Origin of the sequence: Microlunatus phosphovorus NM-1 (genome assembly GCF_000270245.1) — a bacterium.
In the GTDB taxonomy this organism is placed as follows: Bacteria; Actinomycetota; Actinomycetes; order Propionibacteriales; family Propionibacteriaceae; genus Microlunatus; species Microlunatus phosphovorus.
In genome coordinates this window covers 734,384-747,991 of record NC_015635.1, presented here as the reverse complement: position 1 = coordinate 747,991, position 13,608 = coordinate 734,384, and the positions used below count along the sequence as shown (strand labels likewise).

Sequence of the window (13,608 nt, the reverse complement as noted above, 5' to 3'; positions counted from 1 at the left end):
CCTGGTGGGTGAGCAGCTTTCCGGCGGACCATCACCGGCATCACGAAAGGAGATGCCGATGAACGTGATCGTGCTTGGGGCCGGACCCACCGGGCTGACCACCGCGCTGCTGCTTGCCAGAGCCGGCTCGCGGGTGATCGTGCTGGAGCGTGACAGCGCACCGCCACCGACGAACGGGCACCCCTGGACGGACTGGGCGCGCCCCGGGGTGAACCAGTTCCGGCAGCCGCACATCGCACTGCCCCGCTGGCACCAGGTGATGGACGCCGAACTGCCGGATGCCGTCGAGGCACTGCTGACGCTCGGCGGTGTCCGCAGCAATCTGCTGCACCTGTATCCCGCGGAGCTGACCGGTGGCTGGCAGGAGGGCGACGAGCGGTTCCACACCGTCACCGCGCGCCGGCCGGTGCTGGAGGCGGCGGTGGCTTCGGTCGCCGAAGCCGAGCCAGGCGTACAGATCCTGCGCGGCCGGCGGGCGACCGGGCTGTTGCTCGATCGGGGGCGCGTGGTCGGCGTACGCACGCAGACCGACACCCTGACGGCCGACCTGGTGGTCGACGCGAGCGGTCACCGGACTCCGGTGCCGGGCTGGCTGGCAGCGTACGGACTCGGGCCGGCGGAACAGCGATCGACGGAGTCGTTGACCTACTACACGCGACACAGTCGGGCCGGGTCGCCGGCGCCGGCCGGCACCGGCGGGGCTTTGACCCATCATGAGTCGTACTCGGTGCTGACCCTTCCCAGTGACGACAACTGCCGAGGGCTGGCGATCATCGTCGGCTCGGGCGACCGGACCGTCCGAACGCTGCGGGAGCCGGCAGTCTGGGAGGCCGCGCTCCGGGCCAGCGGGATCGACGAGCGCTGGCTCGAGGGGCCGCCACTCGGCGACGTACAGCCACTGGCCGGACTGCAGGACATCGTTCGCGACTACGCGCCGAACGGCGTACCCGTAGTCGAAGGGCTGGTGGCGGTCGGCGACGCCTGGGCCACCAACAGCCCGTTCCTGGGCCGAGGGCTCAGTCTGGGGGCGCTGTCGGCGGTGGCCCTACGAGATGCGGTGGTCGAGTCTGGCTCCGGGTCCGGCGACTCGAGATCTGAGCGCTCGCCGGCCGCGAGGTATGCCGGGCTGCTCGACGAGCGGCTGGTGCCCTATCTGGTGTCCACCATCGACTTCGGCCGGCACCGGGTGGCCGAGATGAGGGCCCAGGCCGCCGGCGAGGTCTATCACACCAGCGACCCTGCCTGGGCAGGCAGCAGCGCCCTGGCCGCCGGAGCTCGCACCGACCCGGTGCTGCTGCGGGCCCACTCCATGATCGCCTCGCTGCTGGCCACGCCGGCCGAGGTCTTCGCCGATCCGGAGATCCGGGCCCACGTCGGGCCGTGGCTCGGGTATCCGCTCTGCCCACCCGACCGACCCGGTCGCGCCGCACTGCTCGACGCAATCAGCCGGACGTCCACACCAGCACGCCCAGATCCGAACACCAACATCTTCGAAAGGACACTGACATGACCACCAGCACCAGCACCCTGTCCGACCTCACCGAGTTGACCAGCCACTACCTCCAGACCGAGGTCGAGGTACGCGTCGCCGATGTGACCCGCAACCTAAATCCCAGGGCCGAGGGCACTTACACGGTGAAGGTGCGCAATGCCGACGCACCTCGGGGGATCCGGCTGCACGACGTCACCGTCCACATCAAGGCATCCTCCGACGTGGTGCAACTCAGCGCCAACGCGCCGACCATGTTGGAGACCCGTGCCGGCGGCAGCCGGTCCGAGCCCCTGTTGCCCGATGATGCGTTGGTCCAGGAGCTATACGTCTTCTTCCCCGACGTGTCCACCGGCGTGGAGCCGAACGACGTGCTGGAGCCTGGTGAAGAGCTCGCCTTCGACATGCCCTACCGCGCCAATCGCCGGGGTACGGCGCAGATCACCGCGCACGTCCATGCCTCGTTCCTGACCACGGATCTCTTTCCGCGCACGAACGGACCGTCCAACGGCAAAGACGTCACGGTTGGTTGAGGAGTCACCTTCGCCAGGGACAAGGGTCTCGGCCCAGACAGCACCTACGTCGCCCTCGCCGAAGCCTTGGGCGAGCCTCTGCTGACCACGGATCGCAAGCTCGCAGCAGTCCCGGGAATCCGATGTCAGGTGAGGGTTCTCTGACGTCAATCGGCCTAGCCGGAGTGCGAGCGGCCGGGGCCGCCCGCCGGCGTGCTGAGAAGGAGAGAGGAGAGGCGTTCTTCCTCTCCGAACGACGACGAAGTAGCCGGGCTCGAAGGGCGGACCCAGCGAGTACGACCATTCAGCTCGCGTAGAGCGTCCGGACGATGTCCTCGATGGCCGGCTCTTCCAAGGTGAGGTCGCGTACCTCGACCTGCGCCGAGACCTCGGCCAGCACCTTCGCTGCGGTGGTCCGACTGGGTGAGAAGGCAAGTCGCTGGCGGATGCCGCCGCCCTCGCTCTCGATCCAGGTCGCCCCGCTGAGCTGCAGCGGCGCGTGCGGCTCCCAGAGGTCGACGACCAGCACGCGCTGCAGGGCAACGCGCTGGGCCAGGTCGGGCAACGAGCCGTCGTACACCAGCCGACCATGGTCGACGACGAGCACTCGATCGCAGAGCCGCTCGATGTCGCTCATGTCATGGGTGGTGAGCAGCAGCGTGGTGCCGTGCTCGGCCCGCTCGGCAATCAGGAAGTGCCTCAACCGCTCTTTGCTGATCATGTCCAGCCCGATGGTCGGCTCGTCCAGCACCAGCAGCCGCGGGCTGTGCACCAAGGCAGCCGCCACCTCGCCACGCATCCGTTCGCCAAGGGACAACTGACGTACCGGGGTGTCGAGCTGGTCGGCAATGCCCAGGCCGTCGATCAGCTGATCGGTCCGTTCCCGCGCGACGGTCGGGTCGAGTCGGTGGATCGCCGCCAGGATCTGGAACGAATCGCGCAGCGGAAGGTCCCACCACAGCTGGCTGCGCTGACCGAACACCACCCCGATCTCGCGGGCGAGGGTCCGCCGCTGCGGCACCGGGTCGAGGCCGCAGGTGCGTACCGAGCCGGATGTCGGCACCAGGATGCCGGTGATCATCTTGATGGTGGTCGACTTGCCCGCGCCGTTGGCGCCGATGTAGCCGCACGACTCGCCGGCCTCGATCCGCACGCTGATCCCGTCGACGGCGTGCACGACCTTCTTGGTACGCCGCACTTTGCCGGCCTTCTGGCGGACGACGAACGAGCGCCGCAGGTCGGCGAACTCGACGATCGGCTCTCGAGTGGTCATGATCAACCTCCAGCTCCGGTGAATCGGCGAATGCCGGCGCGCCAGGCGAGCAGGGCCAATACCCAGGCCCAGACGGCGAACACGGGCGCGAACCAGCCGAGCCAGGCCGGCAGGAACGCGGGGCCGGGCAGCCCGAGGATGAGCAGACCGGGCAGGTAGGCGGTGGCGGTCGCCGGGATGACGAAAGTGAACAAGATCCGGACCGGCGGCAGCAGCACGCTGCCCGGCAGCTGCCCGGCGTACGAGCCGCCGTAGAGGAAGGCCGCGGTGAACTCGGCTCCGTCGATCAGGAAGAACTGCAGGCCGCCGGCCAGCACGAACAGCGCACCGTAGATCGCCGCGCCCACGAGCGGTGTGATGATCAGCAGGTAGAGCGTCGCGGGCGTGAGGGCGAGGTCCAACTGGGTCAACGCGATGACCATGATCACCAGACCGACCGCGGCCCGGCCGAGTCGGCGCAGTTGGAAGTCGCTGGTGACGAGCTGGACCAACAGCGGCAGCGGTCGCACCAGCATCACCTCGAGCCGGCCCATTCGCAGCAGGGAGGGCACCGTGTCGAGCTGGCCGAACACCAGGTCCGCGAGGGCGAAGCTCGTATTGGCCAGGGCGAACACCAACGCGGCTTGGGCAAAACTCAGACCGCCGAAGACGGGCACGTTGGTCAAGATCACATAGATCTCGATGAACTCGATCAGACCGATGCCGACCGAGGTGAGCACGGTCAGCCAGAAGCTGGCGCGGTACGCGGTCTGGCTGCGAACCCGGGATCCCAACAACACACCGACCGCCCGGCGCCGGCTGATCCCCACCGAGACGGGCTTGACCTCAACCACCCTGCACCACCAGCTTCCGCGCCGCTCGAGCCATCAGCCAACGGGTCAAGACGACGAGCAGAACCAGCCAGCCGGCCTGCATGGCGACCACCAGCAGCGCATCGCTGCCAAGCACCCGACCGCTGAGCACGTCGATCGGGAACTGCAGCAGCGACGGGAACGGGGTGGCGTACGCAATGGTCTTCAGCCAGTCCGGGAACAGGTGGACCGGTATGTAAAGACCGCTGAACGGAGCGACGACGACGAAGTAGAGCCCGATGAAGCCGCGGATGTCGATCATCCAGAAGGCGACCAGGTTGACCTCGAACCGAAGGACGAAGCTCAGCGAAACGCCCAGCACGACACTGATCGCGCCCAAGGGATAGGCCGTCCACGAGCCCGGCAGGGCGATGCCCACGGTGATCGCCCCGATCACCAGCGGTGCCAGTCCTCGGGTCAGCAGCTGGAACAGCGCCCGACCGAAGTCGGCGGCCCACCAGGCCAGCTGCACGTCGACCGGTCGGGCCAGGTCGACGGCGATGTCGCCGTTCTTGATCCGGTCGGCCAGCTCACTCCAGCCGAACAGCGCCAACGGCGCGAGCAGAGCCTGACCGAGCCAGACGTACGTCGATGCCTGCCGCTGGTCGTATCCCGCCAGCTCACCACCGGCTACCGTGATCGCGGCGAACAAGACACTGACCCGGATGAAACCGAAGACCGATTGGGTGAACACGCCGGCGACGATGGCCAGCCGATAGGTGCTGTACCTGCGAAAGCCGGCGGCGCCGAGCTGGAAGTAGGTACGCACAATCGCGTGACACTAGGACGAGCGAGTCACTCGGTCAATGCCCAAGGCGCGTCGCGGACACCACCGGGCGTGTCGCGATCGGTTCAATCCCGCGGGTATGCGCCGCCGGCCAGGCACGATCACCCGGCCCCACGCGAATCGGGTTCGTCTCGTGCCCAGGGGCCACAGACGCGCACGAAACGGACAGGGATCGGGTACGGCTTGCGCCTGCGGGCCACAAACGCCCGCAGATTGTGCGGGCAGCGGGTACGTCTCGCGCCCGTGGGCCACGAACGACCGGGCAATTGGCACACCCGAGTCGATCAGTCGGTGAGTCCGGTGGCCGAGGAGAGCGGACCGCCGAGAAGCGGCATCAACTGGGCTGGTCCGGCGAGTGCACCGCCGTCGACCGGCAACGTCACCCCCGTGATCCAGGCGGCGTCGTCGGAGGCCAGGAAGGCCACCGCCGCGGCGATATCGGCAGGTTCGCCGACCCGGCCCAAGGGATAGAGCGGCCGCAACCGATCGGCGCCACCCGGCTGACCGTCCCAGACCCGGGTCCGGATCGTACCCGGGGCGACGGCGTTCACCCGAATGCCGGCCGGACCCAGCTCGACGGCCAGGTTGCGGGTCAGCATCGTCAGGGCGGCCTTGGACGAGGAGTACGGCTCGTCTCCGAAGGCAGCCAGCCCGTTGACTGAGCTGATGGAGACGATCGACGCACCCGTCGGACGTTTGCGTAGCTGCGGCAGCGCAGCCCGGATGCAGCGCATGGTGCCGGTCAGATTGAGATCCAACACCCGCTGCCAGTCGTCGTCACTGATCTCGTCGAAAGCAGGCATCGGGATGGTGCCGCCGGCGACGTTGACCAGCACATCGACCTGCCCGTACGCCGTCACGGCCCGGTCGAGAAGCTCGTTGACCGAGTTCGTGGAGTGCAGGTCGCATTCGACGGCGATCGCCCGACCCGGCGCGAGCCCTGCAGCCACCTCAGCGGCCGTGGCCTGGTCGAGATCGCCGAGCACCAGCCGCGCGCCCTCGGCGCCCAGCCGTTCGGCCACCGCCCGGCCGATGCCGTGGGCGGCACCGGTGACCACCACTACCCGATCGGCGAACCGACCAGGCGACCGAGGGGCCGGTCGGTCTGTCACAAGACGTCGCCGGGGCGATAGGCAGCCGCCGCCGGATGTTCGGCGGCGATCTTCTCCACCTCGACGACGATCGCGGCTACCTGTGCCTGAGCAGTGCCGGCCATCGCCAGCGGCTCGGCAACCAGCGTCTCGAGGTCGGCCTGGGTCAGTCCGAGGCGAGGGTCGGCGGCCAACCGGTCCAACAGATCGTTGCGGGCCAGACCCTTCTCTCGCATCTCCAAGGCCACCGCGACCGCATGCTCCTTGATCGCCTCGTGGGCGGTCTCTCGCCCCACCCCGTGCCGGACGGCGGCCATCAACACCTTGGTGGTAGTGAGGAACGGCAGATAGCGCTGCAGCTCGGCCTCGATCACGGCCGGGAAGGCGCCGAAGTCACCCAACACCGTCAGGAAGGTCTCGAACAGCCCATCCAAGGCATAGAAGGCGTCCGGCAGGGCCACCCGGCGTACCACCGAACAGGACACGTCGCCCTCGTTCCACTGGTCGCCGGCCAGCTCGCCGACCATCGACACATAGCCGCGGACGATGACCGCCAACCCGTTCACTCGCTCACAGGACCGGGTGTTCATCTTGTGCGGCATAGCGCTGGAGCCGACCTGGCCCGGCCTGAACCCTTCGGTGACCAGCTCGTGCCCGGCCATCAACCGGATGCTCGTGGCCACGTTGGAGGGCGCCGCTGCGGCTTGAGCCAGCGCGGTCACCACGTCGAAGTCCAGTGACCGGGGATAGACCTGACCGGTGCTGGTCAGGATCGTCGGCACGCCGAGATGGGCCGCGACCAGCCGCTCCAGATCGGCCAGCTTGGCCGCATCCCCACCGAGCAGGTCGAGCATGTCCTGACCGGTGCCGACCGGACCCTTGATCCCCCGCAGCGGATAGCGGTCGATCAGCTCGCAGACTCGCCGGTAGGCGATCAGCTGCTCGTCCGCAGCGGTCGCGAAGCGCTTGCCCAGTGTGGTGATCTGAGCGGCCACATTGTGCGAGCGGCCGGCGATCGGTTGGTCGGCATAGGTCGCGCCGAGCCTGGCCAGCTGGACGAGCGAGGCCACCAGCCGGTCGCGGATGATCTTGAGCGAGGAGTGGATCTGCAGCTGCTCGACGTTCTCGGTCAGGTCACGGCTGGTCATCCCCTTGTGCACGTGCTCGTAGCCGGCGAGTGCGTTGAACTCCTCGATCCGGGCCTTCACATCGTGCCTGGTGATCTTCTCCCGAGCGGCGATACTGGCCAGATCGACCTTCTCCACCTGCGCGGTATAGGCGCTAATCACCGCATCCGGATCGTCGCCACCGAAGTCGACGCCGAGATCACGCTGCGCAGACAGCACCGCGATCCACAGCAGCCGCTCGGCGACGATCTTGTTCTCCGGGCTCCACACCGTACGCAGCTGCTGCGAGGCATAACGGTTGGCCAAGACGTTCGGCACGCTCACCGTACTGTCTCCTCCTGGGCTGTCTTCTCCTGCGCTGCATCATCGGCTGCCTGCTGGGCGATATCGCTGCGATAGAAGGAGCCGGCGAGGTCCAGGTTGGCGATCGTCGCGTACGCGGCATGCCGCGCGGTAGCCAGCTCCGCACCGGTGCCGACGACGGCGAGCACTCGGCCACCGGCGCTGACCACCCGGCCGTGGGCGTCCAGCGCGGTGCCGGCATGGACGATCATGGTGCCGTCGGCGCCAGCCACGTCGAGGCCGTCAATCACCCCGCCGGTGACCGGGCTGGCGGGGTAGTTCTCGGCCGCCAGCACGACCGCGACTGCAGCTCCGTCCGACCATTGCAGCGGCGGCTGCTCCGCCAGCGTTCCGGTGGCCGCGGCATACAGCAGACCGCCGAGCGGCGTCTTCAGCCTGGCCAGCAGCGGTTGCGTCTCGGGATCTCCGAAGCGGACGTTGAACTCGACCACCCTGATCCCCTTGCTGGTCAGGGCCAGACCGGCATAGAGCAGACCGGTGAACGGGGTGCCGCGACGAGCCAGCTCGTCGACAGTGGGCTGCAGGACGGTGCGCTGCACCTCGTCAACCAGCTCAGCCGGCGCCCAAGGCAGCGGGGTGTAAGCGCCCATCCCGCCGGTGTTCGGCCCGGCGTCGCCGTCGTACGCTCGCTTGAAGTCCTGTGCCGGCTGCAAGGGGACCACCGCGCTGCCGTCGGTGATCGCGAACAGGCTGACCTCGGGTCCGTCGAGATATTCCTCGATGACGACCCTGCCGCACGACGCGGCATGGGCCTCGGCGGCGGCCCGATCATCGGTCACCACCACACCCTTGCCGGAGGCGAGTCCGTCATCCTTGACGACGTACGGCGGTCCGAGCTCGTCCAACGCCGCCGCTACCTCGGCCGGGGTCTCGCAGACCCGCGCCGCGGCAGTGGGCACGCCGGCAGCGGCCATCACCTCCTTGGCGAATGCCTTGCTGCCCTCCAGCCGTGCCGCTTGCTTGGACGGGCCGAAGCAGGCGATCCCGATCCCGCGTACGGCGTCGGCGGCACCGGCAACCAGCGGTGCCTCCGGACCGACCACCACCAGATCGACACCGAGGTCGGCGGCCAGCGTGGCGACCGCCTCGGGGTCGGTGGCCGCCACAGGGTGGTTGCGACCCACCTGCGCGGTGCCGGGATTGCCGGGAGCGGAATGCACCTCGACGACCCCGGGATCGCGGGACAGCGCCCACGCAAGCGCGTGCTCTCTGCCGCCGGAGCCGATCACGAGAACTCTGAGCTGCTGATTGGCTCGGCGTTGCTGATGGCGGGGTGGCGCGGTCACCTGCGCAGCCTACCTACGCCCCACTTTGACGACCCCACTCCGCACCACTTTGGTCGGGCCACTCCGACACTCCCCACGATGACCCTGGCCACCCCGAACGACAACTTCGCACCATTTCGGGCGACTGCACACCAGGCGCACATGGTGCGCAGTCGCAGCAAATGGTGCGGAGTCGAGATGGGCGGCGGCGCCACGAAGCCCGCGAAAGCCACCAAAACGATCCAGCAAATCACAAACTCATCACCGCTTTCCTGACCCGTCAACCTGAGCTTTGACACGCGTTAGTTACATGAATCATTATGGAATCCTCAAACCTAACACGCGTTAGGTCTCTGACCGGTCAACTGTCAGAGAAGGAGCAACAAAGTGGTTGATCTCAGCCGAAGAGCGATGATCGGGGCCGTCGGCCTCGGCATCGTCGGCACCGCGATCTCTTGGCCACGGCTGACCGGGGCCGACATCCCCGGCCGTGGGCAGGATGCGCTGACCATCACCGTGCTCGGCACGGCGCAAGACGCCGCGCAACGCCAAGGCCTCGTCGATGGCTTCCAGAAGCAGCATCCCGACATCCCGGTGCGGATCGTCGCGATCCAGGGCCAGGACTGGGCCTCCTACTTCGCCAAGATCCTCACCATGGTCGCCGCCGGCAACCCGCCGGACATCGTGACCACGGCAACCGAGGGCACCCAGCTGTTCGCCTCCCGGATGGCCTATCCGATCGACGAGTTCGTCCAGCGCGACGCCGCCGACATGCAGGAGTATTTCGACGACGTCCATCCCTCACTGATCGAGTCGTTCCTCTACAAGGGCAATCTCTATCAGCTGCCCGACAACTTCAACGCCGCGAACGTGTTCTACAACGCCTCGGCGATGGAGCGTGCCGGCATCGAGCGCCCGGACGACAACTGGACACTCGAGGACTTCTTCGACGTCGCTCGTCGGATGAAGGACAGCGCCAAGGACAAGTTCTTGTCCTACTTCTGGAACAACCGGCTCTGGGGTGGCGTCGTGCCTGGCTGTACATCAACCAGACCAGCTTCCTGACCGAGGAGAAGGCTCCCGGTGGCGACTGGTTGTGGCAGCGGTTCTATCCGAAAGAGACGCCCCGCGGTGGCGGCTTCCTGCGGGAGAACGCCGACGCACTCAACGATCGGACGATCGAGAGCTTCCAGGTCCTCCAGAAGATGGTGAGCGAGGGACTTGCCGCGAACCCGGCCCAGGGTGGCGGCAACGAGCTGGTCGCCCTGTTCTCCACTGGTGCGGTGGGCATGACCCCGGCCGGCGGCTTCTGGGTGCAGGGTCTGAGCGAGGCCGGCGTCGCCAACGACGAGTACGACGTGACGTACTTCCCGAAGATGCGTGGGCAGCGGCACCAGTTCGGCGCCGGCGGCTACGCGATCATGGAGACCTCGCAGCGCAAGGAAGACGCGTGGCAGTGGCTGAAGTACTGCGTCTCCGTCGAGGGCATGTCGATCGCCCACAGCAAGCCGGACTCGTCCATCCCCAGAAGGTCGCTCAACGACAAGGTGTACGGCGGCGACCTCGGCCCGAAGCACTGGCAGGTCTTCTACGACACGCTGGAGAAGTTCCCCGACACCGGGCCCTTCCCGGCCCCGCCACAGCAGGCCGCTGTCGAGTCGGCGCTGATCAAAAACGTCGTCCCGGCAATCACCAACGGTCCAGACGGTGTCCGGCCGGCACTCGAGACGATGCAACGCGACCTCGAGCTCGCACTGAGGAGGCAATGATGTCCACCAAGACCGCCCTTCCCACCGCCACCCCGCAGGTTGATGCCCGGCGAAGCCGCAAACAGAACCAACTCCTCGTCTGGGTCTTCCTGGCCCCGACGCTGATCGGGCTCGGACTGTTCTCCTTCGTCCCGATCATCGGCTCGATCGTGCTGGCGTTCTTCCGGTGGGACATCATCACCGCACCTGAGTTCGTCGGCCTCCAGAACTTCGCCGAGCTCGCGGCCAACCCGACCGTCCGGGTGTCGTTCTTCAACACGATTACCTTCGTGATCGCGGCGGTGATCATCCAGCTCGCGATCGCGCTGGGACTCGCGATCCTGGTGCAGTCGAGGATGCCGGAGCGGGTGCGTACGTTCTTCCGGTCGACGCTGTTCTTCCCGCTGATCCTGTCCGCCGCGTCGGTGTCGTTGATCATGTCCTACCTGTTCAACCAGGAGTTCGGCCTGGTCAACCAGTTCCTCAACCTGCTCGGGATCGGGAGCGTCGGCTGGCTGACCACCGGCTTCGGCGCCAAGGTCGTCGTGCTGCTGGTCTATGTGTGGCAGAACTTCGGCTTCACCTTCCTGCTGTTCATCGGCGGCGTCTCGGGCATCCCGCGGGCGGTCTACGAGGCCTCCGCCATCGACGGCGTCACCGGCTTGAAGCAGTTCCGCCACATCACGCTGCCGCTGGTCAGCCCGACGATGCTGGTCGCCTCGGTGATGGCCATCATCAGCGCCCTGCAGATCTTCGACCAGCCCTACGTCCTCACGCGCGGCGGCCCCGGCGACTCGACCCGGACCGCGGTGATGGTGATCTACGAGTCGGCCTTCCAGCAGCTCGAGTTCGGCCTCGCCTCGGCGATCGGCATCGTGCTCACGCTGCTGATCATGCTCGTCACCGCCATCCAGTTCCAGCTCAGCAAGCGCTTCGTCTTCTACGAGTGAGGTCATAGATGTCAACCATCGACGCAGTCGCCAAGCCCTCACCGCTACAAGGGCTCGGCAAAGTTGCCAAGTACGCCGTGCTCGTCCTCGGCGCCTTCCTCACCCTCGGACCGGTGGTCTGGACCGTCATCACGGCCCTGTCCCCGACCGACCCGGAGACGAACATCCGCCACGTCGGTTTCTCCGCCTTCGCGGATGTGTTCGACAAGATCCCGTTCTGGCTGTACTTCTACAACAGCGCCCTGGTGACGGTCATCGTCGCGATCGGGCAGATGCTCAGCGCGGCCATGGCCGGCTATGTCTTCGCCCGGTTCGAGTTCCGGGCCAAGAACCTGCTGTTCGGAGCCATCCTCGCCACCATGATGGTGCCGATGCAGGTGACGATCGTCCCCGTGTTCATGCTGATCCGCGGCATGGGCCTGGCCGACACCCTGCTGGCGCTGATCCTGCCCGCGCTGCCAACCGCCTTTGGGACGTTCTTGATGCGGCAGTACTTCATGGGGCTGCCGGCCGAGCTCGCCGAGGCTGCGCAGATCGACGGCGCAGGCCCCTGGCGTACGTTCTTCAGTGTCTATCTGCCGCTGGCCACACCAGGTCTGGCGATCGTCGGAATCCTCGCGTTCAACTACCACTGGAACGAGTTCTTCCGACCATTGATCATGACCATCAGCGAACAGAACTTCACCCTGCCCCTCGGCCTGGTGACGCTGCAGGGCAACCTGGGCACCGGCAGCATCTCGACGGTCCTCGCCGGCGTGGTGCTCTCGATGATCCCGGCGCTGATCGTGTTCGTCTTCGGGCAGAAGCCGCTGCGGGAGGGTCTGACCGCCGGCGTCGGCAAGTAAGTCACGGGCACAGTGAGTCACCGCCAGTGAGTCACACCGACCCGTCGTTCCCAGGCCTGCATGGGCGTCCGGACCAGGGCTGGGTGAACGACCCGAACGGGTTGGCCGTCATCGACGGTCGATACCACGTGTTCTTCCAGTACAACCCGAACGCCCCGGTGCACGCCGGTATCTGTTGGGGGCACGTCAGTTCGACCGATCTCGTCCGCTGGCACCAGGAGCCGATCGCCCTGGTGCCACGGGCGGGCGGGCCGGACGAGCGCGGCTGCTTCTCCGGCTGCCTGGTGGACGAGAACGGCACCCCCACCGCGGTCTACACCGCCATCACGCACACCGACTACACCGGTGTCGCACTGGCCACCAGTGACCGCGCCGCTGTCTCCTGGGTCCAGGAGGACGCAGTCCTCGCGGACTCCGACCAGCCGCGTGGCATCGGCATCCGTGACCCCTACCTGTTCACCTTCGGCGGGCACCGGTACGCCGTCCAAGGCGGCGGGCTGGCCGGCGAGAAGCCTCGGGTCTATCTCTACGGCTGCGACGACCTCCGAGAGTGGTCGTTCCTCGGGGAACTGCTTACCGGTGACGATCCCATCGCGGCGGCATATGGCGACAGCAATGTGTGGGAGTGCCCCAATCTGTTCGAGTTGGACGGCAGTTGGTTGCTGCTGGTATCTCCGCTCAGTATCGAGCCGGACGGGCACGGGCATGGCGAGGTGTTCGCCCTGATCGGGGAACTGGAGCCGGACGGTGACGGTCTGCGCTTCCGCCCCTCGTCGGCAGGCCCGGTGGACATAGGTCCGAGCTTCTATGCGCCGCAGGTGCTCAAGGACGGGGAGCGACGGCTGCTGTGGGGCTGGACGAAGGATCTCGGCCGGCCGGTTGAAGCGATCACAGCGGCCGGCTGGACCGGGGCCCTGACCTTCCCACGCGAACTCAGGCTGGTCGACGGCGTACTGCTCTCCGAGCCAGCCGCAGAACTCGTCGCACTACGCCAGGAGCGTCTGGCTCCGGTGGACGGAGTCGTGACCGCCCGCGCGTTCGAAGTCGAAGGCAGCACCGCCGCGGTGCGGCTCGCCCTGGAACACGACACCATCACCGAGACGGTCCTCGATCATCAGCGCGAGCAGTCCAGCGATATCCGGATCCTGGTCGACGGCAGCATCGTCGAGGTATTCGTCGACGGTGAACCCCCGCAGACGCTGCGTGCTTACCCCGGATCGCGATCGCAGTGGCGGATCGAGGGTGGCGCGGAGCTGCGAATCTGGCTACTTGGACTGCCGGGCCCCGCCAATAGGATCCACGATTGA

At 67.2% G+C, this 13,608-nt stretch carries 14 protein-coding genes; 8 read left to right on the top strand and 6 right to left on the bottom strand.

Annotated features, from left to right (window positions below; genetic code table 11):
- Positions 1-58 precede the first annotated feature (58 nt).
- Positions 59-1,510 carry an NAD(P)/FAD-dependent oxidoreductase gene (locus tag MLP_RS28810; RefSeq protein ID WP_013861579.1) on the top strand — a complete coding sequence of 484 codons (1,452 nt, stop codon included), beginning with the start codon at positions 59-61 and terminating at the stop codon, positions 1,508-1,510.
- The gene (locus MLP_RS03240) at positions 1,507-2,022 is read left to right on the top strand and encodes a hypothetical protein (RefSeq protein ID WP_013861578.1); all 516 of its coding nucleotides are present in this window, start codon (positions 1,507-1,509) and stop codon (positions 2,020-2,022) included. The genes MLP_RS28810 and MLP_RS03240 overlap by 4 nt, the downstream gene beginning before the upstream one ends.
- Positions 2,023-2,305: 283 nt before the next feature.
- Here MLP_RS03240 and MLP_RS03235 read toward each other — a convergent pair whose 3' ends face one another.
- From MLP_RS03235 to purD, 6 genes are all read right to left on the bottom strand, one after another.
- Complete coding sequence (locus MLP_RS03235) at positions 2,306-3,274, bottom strand: ABC transporter ATP-binding protein (protein ID WP_013861577.1); 969 nt, start codon at positions 3,272-3,274, stop codon at positions 2,306-2,308.
- A 2-nt stretch (positions 3,275-3,276) separates the two neighbouring features.
- Positions 3,277-4,107, bottom strand: coding sequence for an ABC transporter permease (locus MLP_RS03230; RefSeq protein ID WP_013861576.1), 831 nt, complete (start codon positions 4,105-4,107; stop codon positions 3,277-3,279).
- A complete protein-coding gene (locus MLP_RS03225) occupies positions 4,100-4,894 on the bottom strand; it encodes an ABC transporter permease (protein WP_013861575.1) in 795 nt (264 codons plus the stop codon). Before MLP_RS03225 ends, MLP_RS03230 begins: the two co-directional genes overlap by 8 nt.
- 302 nt (positions 4,895-5,196) lie before the next feature.
- The gene (locus tag MLP_RS03220; protein ID WP_013861574.1) at positions 5,197-6,024 is read right to left on the bottom strand and encodes an SDR family NAD(P)-dependent oxidoreductase; all 828 of its coding nucleotides are present in this window, start codon (positions 6,022-6,024) and stop codon (positions 5,197-5,199) included.
- Complete coding sequence (gene purB / locus MLP_RS03215) at positions 6,021-7,454, bottom strand: adenylosuccinate lyase (protein WP_013861573.1); 1,434 nt, start codon at positions 7,452-7,454, stop codon at positions 6,021-6,023. Before purB ends, MLP_RS03220 begins: the two co-directional genes overlap by 4 nt.
- Positions 7,451-8,779 carry a phosphoribosylamine--glycine ligase gene (gene purD, locus MLP_RS03210; protein ID WP_013861572.1) on the bottom strand — a complete coding sequence of 443 codons (1,329 nt, stop codon included), beginning with the start codon at positions 8,777-8,779 and terminating at the stop codon, positions 7,451-7,453. Before purD ends, purB begins: the two co-directional genes overlap by 4 nt.
- 78 nt (positions 8,780-8,857) lie before the next feature.
- On the opposite strand from purD, the gene MLP_RS27830 reads away from it, so the two are divergent.
- The 6 genes from MLP_RS27830 (at position 8,858) to MLP_RS03190 (ending at position 13,608) form a co-directional block, all read left to right on the top strand.
- Complete coding sequence (locus MLP_RS27830; RefSeq protein WP_156821009.1) at positions 8,858-9,034, top strand: hypothetical protein; 177 nt, start codon at positions 8,858-8,860, stop codon at positions 9,032-9,034.
- 111 nt (positions 9,035-9,145) lie between these two features.
- Positions 9,146-9,823, top strand: a complete 678-nt coding sequence (locus MLP_RS28805; protein ID WP_013861570.1) for an ABC transporter substrate-binding protein — start codon at positions 9,146-9,148, stop codon at positions 9,821-9,823.
- Positions 9,824-9,852: 29 nt separating this feature from the next.
- Entirely contained in the window at positions 9,853-10,527 is a 675-nt protein-coding gene (locus MLP_RS28800) for an extracellular solute-binding protein (RefSeq protein WP_013861569.1), read from the top strand.
- The gene (locus MLP_RS03200) at positions 10,527-11,456 is read left to right on the top strand and encodes a carbohydrate ABC transporter permease (protein WP_013861568.1); all 930 of its coding nucleotides are present in this window, start codon (positions 10,527-10,529) and stop codon (positions 11,454-11,456) included. The genes MLP_RS28800 and MLP_RS03200 overlap by 1 nt, the downstream gene beginning before the upstream one ends.
- A gap of 8 nt (positions 11,457-11,464) precedes the next feature.
- Positions 11,465-12,301 carry a carbohydrate ABC transporter permease gene (locus MLP_RS03195; protein WP_013861567.1) on the top strand — a complete coding sequence of 279 codons (837 nt, stop codon included), beginning with the start codon at positions 11,465-11,467 and terminating at the stop codon, positions 12,299-12,301.
- Positions 12,302-12,327: 26 nt separating this feature from the next.
- Entirely contained in the window at positions 12,328-13,608 is a 1,281-nt protein-coding gene (locus MLP_RS03190; RefSeq protein ID WP_013861566.1) for a glycoside hydrolase family 32 protein, read from the top strand.

Excerpts from the sequence above, each read along its gene's own strand:
- MLP_RS28810 (WP_013861579.1), top strand. The coding sequence starts at position 59 with ATGAACGTGATCGTGCTTGGGGCCGGACCCACCGGGCTGACCACCGCG.
- MLP_RS27830 (WP_156821009.1), top strand. The coding sequence starts at position 8,858 with ATGACCCTGGCCACCCCGAACGACAACTTCGCACCATTTCGGGCGACT.
- MLP_RS03200 (WP_013861568.1), top strand. The coding sequence starts at position 10,527 with ATGTCCACCAAGACCGCCCTTCCCACCGCCACCCCGCAGGTTGATGCC.
- MLP_RS03195 (WP_013861567.1), top strand. The coding sequence starts at position 11,465 with ATGTCAACCATCGACGCAGTCGCCAAGCCCTCACCGCTACAAGGGCTC.
- MLP_RS03235 (WP_013861577.1), bottom strand. The coding sequence starts at position 3,274 with ATGACCACTCGAGAGCCGATCGTCGAGTTCGCCGACCTGCGGCGCTCG.
- MLP_RS03240 (WP_013861578.1), top strand. The coding sequence starts at position 1,507 with ATGACCACCAGCACCAGCACCCTGTCCGACCTCACCGAGTTGACCAGC.